General features: G+C 38.3%; 5 protein-coding genes. All 5 read right to left on the bottom strand.

Features of this window, described 5'->3' with window-relative positions:
* Positions 1-78 precede the first annotated feature (78 nt).
* The gene (locus AAC037_RS15800; protein WP_339903885.1) at positions 79-1,089 is read right to left on the bottom strand and encodes a S41 family peptidase; all 1,011 of its coding nucleotides are present in this window, start codon (positions 1,087-1,089) and stop codon (positions 79-81) included.
* Positions 1,090-1,189: 100 nt separating this feature from the next.
* Positions 1,190-1,966 carry a hypothetical protein gene (locus AAC037_RS15805; RefSeq protein WP_339903886.1) on the bottom strand — a complete coding sequence of 259 codons (777 nt, stop codon included), beginning with the start codon at positions 1,964-1,966 and terminating at the stop codon, positions 1,190-1,192.
* Between the two features lie 234 nt (positions 1,967-2,200).
* Positions 2,201-3,625: a hypothetical protein gene (locus AAC037_RS15810; RefSeq protein WP_339903887.1), complete on the bottom strand. Its 1,425-nt coding sequence runs from the start codon at positions 3,623-3,625 to the stop codon at positions 2,201-2,203.
* A gap of 153 nt (positions 3,626-3,778) precedes the next feature.
* A complete protein-coding gene (locus AAC037_RS15815; protein ID WP_339903888.1) occupies positions 3,779-5,497 on the bottom strand; it encodes a RagB/SusD family nutrient uptake outer membrane protein in 1,719 nt (572 codons plus the stop codon).
* A 46-nt stretch (positions 5,498-5,543) separates the two neighbouring features.
* Positions 5,544-7,224, bottom strand: a 1,681-nt coding sequence (locus AAC037_RS15820; protein ID WP_339903890.1) for a SusC/RagA family TonB-linked outer membrane protein, incomplete at its 5' end; no start/stop codon positions are given.

Here is a 7,224-nt window from a genome sequence, read left to right on the forward strand (position 1 = left end):
GAGCTCTTATACAATACCAAAAATAAAATTGTCCGATTTAAAGGGGGCTAAACCAACTATAGAGATAAAACCGGGTACTCATTCTATCCCATGTTGTTGCAATAAATAATCCAATGCCTTTTCCACAACAAGGTCTGTGTTATTATTTACAGTATATTCTGTATTCTTAACATAAATTTCAGGCACATGACCAATACCGTCTAAACTGCGTCCATTGGGTAATAAAAATTGCTGAATAGAATATACATACCTCCACCCATTGAGAAGAAATCGCATATTACTTACCGTAGAAAAGTCACCGGCTGTGGTATCTCCTATTTGAATGACCTGATCAAAAGCCTTCATATGTAGCAAGAAAACTTCACCTGCACTGATGGTTTTTCTGTCCGTAAGTACAATAACGGGCTTAGTGTATGAATTGTCACCATCAAATTGAGTATAGTATATATTCTTCTCATCAAAATCATTATAACCTTTTCCATTCCTAGTCTGTACACTATATATTTCGTGAACTCCATCAGAAAAGGCTTGAGCAATTCTTGCTGAATACCTGTCATCTCCCCCACTATTTTGTCTTAAATCCAAAATAATGGCTTCAGTATTTTCAAAGTTTTTAATTATTTCATCCATTACTGAAGGATTATCACCATCCATAGTACCCAAATAAATGTAGCCTATATTTTTGTCTTTGACTTTCCCAAAGAAGAGTTCATCTTCTGACCCCACCTCGGTTTTGTTAGCTATATACTTTGAGAGTAATAATTCAGGGCTAAATTCAGCTGTAGACTGCTCATTGAGCGCATAGCCGGATTTATACTTAATGTTTCCATTGTAGAGTGTTGTATGGCTGTCGTCTAAGTGTTCCACCATTTCCGTCATTACTTTCCAAAGTTCCTCATCAGAAAGATCATCGGTAACTTTTGGGCGATAAATTTGATACAGCTGTTTCCAATTGATCCCTCTCACCTCAAAGAGACTATAATGCCGGTCGAAATCATTCCATAAGATTTCAAAATTTTGCGAAGGACTATTGGGTGCCTCTTCACCTAAAATTACCTCCTCACAGCTGCATAAAAAAATGGAAATCATTATTAACCAAAGGTTTTGACGCCTCACAGAAGTATGATAATTAATAGTCAAGGATTTTATTATTTTCTTAATATTAACTTTAAGAAAGCCTTTCATTAGCTTAAAATTTTAAGGTTATTCCGCTTGCGGCAGACATTGTCATCCGCTTGAATGAGTGTAAATTGTTTACTTTTTGGAAGGAAATTGAATAGGCCAAGTTCCAAGCCAAACGTGGTGAAATTTGGTAGGCATAAACCAAACCCCAATCCAAGCCTAAATAATGACCTAAAGAGGCAGGTTCTCCTTGAAGCATAATTTTTACAGGATTATCCTGATTTTCTATTATAAACTCATCGATTCCATTGTAAGGAGGTCTTCCTAAAAATTGGACTATCGGTATGCCAAAAGAAGTTTGCATGCTATGTCTGTCATTAATCCTTTGGGTCAACAAACCCCTAATTGCCATTCCTTGAGTGGAAGTATAACTAAATGCATCTAAATCATTCCATTCAATAAAAAAAGCATTGGTTTCATAAGCTCCTCCCAAATAAATGTCTAAGGATTCACTATTATTTTTTATTCGAAATAAGTATTCCACGTCAATATTAATGTCTAAAAAAGTATTGGTAAATCCACTTGTTTCATTGGAACGCATCTCTCCTGCTCCATAGGCTACTGATATCCCAAAAATATTTTTACCTATTCTCCGATAAGAAAGGCCGTATTGAATTCCTGATCCTTGATAGTGTAAGGGGGATAAAGCATTGTCTTTTAGATAATTTCCTTGATACCCTGCCCTAATACTAAGGAGTTTGCCTGCAGACTCAATTAAATCCTGCGCTTTTACTATACCCCCCAATAGGAGAAAGCAAAAAGTATAAAACAAAAACTTTTTCATTTTAGAACAGAAAGTTTTTAAAAATATTCCCGGTTAATAATAAAAAAACAACTATGAAGGGGAACACCCTTGGTCGACTTACGAAATATTTTAAAATATAGATATGGTTAAAATTAACTTCTCCTCAGAAGTAAAATACCACTTGCATTAGTTACACAAAAGAAGCTGGAAAACTATCTTTAAAAGAGGGGCAATAAAAAAACTTCAAAATGAGAAATAGAAGGCAGCTTAGAATTATTTTTTTAATAGATCATTAATGGCCTTCATCAATACCCCTTCTACTTCAGGAGCAACATTCGATGCGCGCTCACTGACCTCATACCCTCCTTTTTCATAAGCCAATGAGGTTCCAATATACCCCATACCAAGATCGCCATAAGCGGCCATGGTTACAAATAAATCCGTGCGACTTGCTTTAGCGGCAAGTTGATATTCTACAAAAAGTTCTCCGGGCATATGTAAAATTCTAGCATCATTAAGACTTAGGCAACTGATATCAATGGTTTTACCCGTCTGTGTCCTACGCAACCATGCCATTTTTCGTGCGATTCCACTATTTTTCTTTAGTAGCTCGTTGCTTAATTTTAACTCCTCTTGTATTTTAAACAAATAGGGAGCCGGAGGCAAAGCCACCTTTTCTACTGACCAAGAAACATTGGCAGCAGTTATAGGTTTTTTCTTTGTAGTCTCCCAAGCTTTTTCCATTCCATTTGCCAAACGTTGCGCAAAAACAAGTCTGTTCTCATGGGATCCATCATTGTATTTACCTGCAGCAATATTTCCTCCTGCCCCATTAAAATGTATATGAAGGGCATCAGGAACAGCCAATTGACGAAAAAATCTGGCAACCCCTACAAAATCAGGGTTAGGAATACCTGTACGGTAATAACTCTGTGGATGGGTCGCATAATAACTCATAATAGCGACCGGCTTGTTTTCATTCCAAAAACTAATAAGTGATAGTTCAGGGTCAATCAGCCCTTCAGGTTCGGCACGTATATCAGGATCTTTAGTAGTAGACATTCTCGTAACACGTACTTTACCATCATGCCCATAAATATTTCTATTTGAAGCTACTCTATCAACAATTGCTTTACCAATACCTAAATGTGTTACAGGTTGTGGAGCCGATAAAGCGCTTTTAACAGCCACTGTTAAACGTCTAAGCGCTTCACGAGGAAATGTTCCATCAAAGTTGGTAGGGTTAATTATTGCCGGATCTATCCCCGCTTCCAAAAGAATTTGCTCTGCTCCTGCATCAAACCTTGGGGCATCGTGCTGATGCAAAACATTCACTGAAATCCGCTCCGGCGTAGACCCAACAGCTGCCGCCAATGCTCTCTTAAATTCATCCATGCCTTCATTACCAATGGCAAGCCAATCTATGGAACATAAAACTATAGGTAATCCAGCTCCTTGTAACACTATTCCTTTAGCCCTTAAACCTAGATCCCATTTGTTTATAGAAACATCATAAGCCAAAGGACTTCCTACCGGAGGGGTAACATCTATATCAAAAGTGGACAAACGAAGCCCTTCTTGTGGGTTTTTCTGGCATTCACTATGGCTGTAGATTTCCCCTTCTACTTTAAGGATAGAAAGATAAAAAAGAGAAACCACCAAAAGTAATAGGGGAATACCATTATTAAAACCTTTCATACTTTCTAAGAATTTAAAATTCAATACCTTTATTTATTATAAAAAAAATGGCTACACTCTACCAAATAGAATATAAAGGGGAGAAACCTTAAGTTTCTCCCCTTTAATGTAGCATTTAATTGATTCCAATTAAAATTATCTTGGAATATAAATTTAGTAGCCGGGATTTTGAGGGAAATTAGCATCTACATTTAGATCAATCTGTGCCTGAGGTATCGGCCAACGGAAATTATGTTCCTCAATAGCTGCTCCAGGAACAAGAGGGTTATCGTTGTATTTACGAACCCTTTCTAAAAGTTTACCGGTACGTCTCAATATTAATAGCCTCCATTCTTCTCCGTACAATTCTCTTACACGTTCATCCAACAAGAAATCCATATCAATATCGGATGCAGAGACAGGAGTTGCATTGGCACGTTCTCTTATTCTGTTTACATCTGCTGCTGCCAAGGCATTATTGCCCAACTCTAAATTTGCCTCGGCTCGAATTAGCAAGGTTTCAGCAAAACGCAATGCATACCAATCTTTGTGCGTAATCCCTCCTCCTGAACGGTTAGGCTGCAAGAAATAATTTAAAGGATCAGTAAATTTAGTATGGATAGGGAAAATAATTTTAGTAGAATCCGCTATTGGGTCAGGTCTTGGTGGATCATAAAGGCTGAAGTCGATTTTTTGTTTGTCGAAAGCTGACTCAGGATTATCATAATAAAAATTGCGTTTTAAATTATGTTCAGCATTCCTGATATCAATGTCCCAATTGTCCTGCCATACTCCATAATAAACCAGACTGGTTCCTCTCCCATTTGCAGTTGGCCGACCAAGACTATCGGAATACCCCGTATACAAGCCATTATATAGTTCTCCTTGAAAACCTTTTTTTCCATCAGGTGTAAGCCCGATATCAAAATAACGTGGTCCAAAAATATAGGCACTTGCTATTTGTCCTCCGCCGATTATAAAAGGCTCCACTTGAATGACCCACATTGCTTCCTTATTTTCCGGAAGATTATGATTTCCAAAACCAAAAAGGTCAAAAAACACATCTCCGGAGCCCCATACATCGTTGCCAAGCTTTGTTCCAAAACGGCTTAACATCAAATCGTAATCATAATCTTCAATAACATTTGAAGCTGCTTCTACGGCATTTTCGAAATCATCCTGTTCAAGGTAGGTTTCTGCCAGGTAATGCCAAGCAGGTCCTTGGGTAATTCTTCCCGGAGCATCTTCTTCGCCCGGTTTAGGTAAATTATTGGCGGCATATTGAAAATCTTCAACCATCAAGTTATGAATGTCTGCTACCGGGTTTCTAATAAAATCCGCTTTAGCAGAATTGATAGGCTCTGTCAAAAGTGGAATATCTCCATAAGTGGAAACCAAGTATCTGTAGGCAAAGCCCCTAAAAAAGCGGGCTTCTGCGATGTACTTGTTTTTACCTGCTTCACCCTCTGCAAACACTTCAGGATCGGCGCTTTCCACCCTATCAATCAAAACATTTGCCCATTGGATAATTTCAAAACCTACATTCCATGTAGCAATCACATTTCGCCAAACAGGAGTCATGTCAGTATAGGAATTCAAATAAGAACCTCCAGGGCCGGGGGTTTCACCATTGTAACCAATATCTGAGCCATGTGTAGCCCAATTCATCACCCCAAATTCACCAAATGAATAATAGGCAACCCGAACACGGTCATGAATAGCAGTTATACCTTGCAAGGCACCTGCTTCAGTTAAGTATGCATTGTCCGGTGAAAGAAAATCCAGTGGTTTTTCGTCCAGAATATCATCATTACAAGACGGAAATATAAACAGCACAACCGCAGCCATCAGCAAAGATTTAACTGCAAGATTTTTTATATTTATTTTCATCATTTTTTTTATGTTTTTCAGGTTTTACTTAATAAAATAAGTTGAACGCTTATAGGCTAAGGTTCAAACCTAGAATGAAATTCCTCATCAGTGGGGTATCACTTACACCTGTTTCTGGATCCCAACCTTGCCAGTTGGTCCACACATAAGGATTTTTACTGGAGATATAAACCTGTGCAGACTGCAAATTTAATTTATCCAAAAAGCTTTTATTGAAAGTGTAACCAAGAGAAATATCCTGCAACCTTACAAAACTTCGGCTTTGATAAATTCCACTTTGTCGAAGGGGTACATTGTAAATCCCTGTTGTATTGGCAGTTGGATTTCCCGGGGTCCAATAGGGGTTTACCGCTGAATTGTTTCTTCTATCAGGAAAATAAAAGAGGGGATTTATGATGTCAGCATTATTAGCTTGGTAATAGTTTTTACCGCCTTGTATTGAGTTGATAAAAACAGAGAGGGTAAAATTATTGTAGGTAAAGCTATTGTTTAAACTAAACCTGTAGCTGGGAGATTCATAACCAATTACCTTCCTATCGTTGGTAGGGTCAATTTCCCCATCTCCATTCAGATCCACATACCGAAACTGGCCCGGATACCATCCATTCAGGATATTGCCGCTAAAAAACTCTTCTTCAGTCCAAACTCCTCCAGCCATTTCATAATCATAAATCGCACTGAGTGATTCACCAACAAACCATCCATTACCAATGTCATTGTCGTCCTCTCCTCCATACAATTTGGTGATCTCATCTCTATTGAGCGCAAAAGTGAAATTGGTTTCCCACCTAAGAGGTCCATCCATATTGATCGATCGTAAATCAAACTCAATTCCTTTATTTTTCAAACCTCCAATATTTGTCCAGATATTGGCATAGCCTGCAGCCCTGGGGAGTTGTCTCAAAACCAGAACATCTGTCGTTTTTGCGGTATACGCATTGACCGTACCTGTAATCCTGTTCTGCCAGAAACCAAAGTCAAGTCCAAGATTATAAGAAGTAGTGGTTTCCCATGCCAAGTCTACATTACCCAGGTTACTTGGATACAATCCAATGGCTGTAGATTGACCATAAACATAATAGCGCGTACCCATCCTGGACAAACTTGAATACCTTCCAATTCCCTGATTACCGTTCATACCATAAGATGTTCTCAACTTTAAGTAAACATCGGTATCATTAAGGAAAGGCTCATCGGTAAGCACCCATGCTAAAGACGCTGAAGGGAAAGTTGCCCATTTATTTCCTGCCCCAAATCCTGAAAAACCATCTCGTCGAACGGTACCTGTAAACATGTATTTGGATAAAAAACTATAATTGACACGAGCCATATAGGAAAGGCTATTTTCTTCGTAAGCTGAAGAACTTCCTGTGACAACTTCTGCCAAACCAATATTATTATAACCAAGGATTTCATTTTCAAAACCGGAAGCTGAGAGGGTTGAAGCATTTCCTGTTCTACCCTCCCTGCTAAATAGGAATGTTCCATTGACTTGATGATCTCCAAAAGTTCTAGAGTAATTGATAATATTATTAAGGTTCCAATCCCTCGATTCCGAAGGGTTTTTAATGGCTAATCCCCTGTTTGAAACTCCGGATGGGGTTGAACTCGAATGGAAGGTATTGTTGTTTCTATTGGAGTAAACGTGGGAATAATTGAATTCATAATTAAGTCCTTCTATCCAAGGAACCGAAACCTTTAGCCGACCAACAGCAAATAATTCATTGGTA

It is taken from the genome of uncultured Cyclobacterium sp. (assembly GCF_963976465.1).
GTDB lineage: Bacteria > Bacteroidota > Bacteroidia > Cytophagales > Cyclobacteriaceae > Cyclobacterium.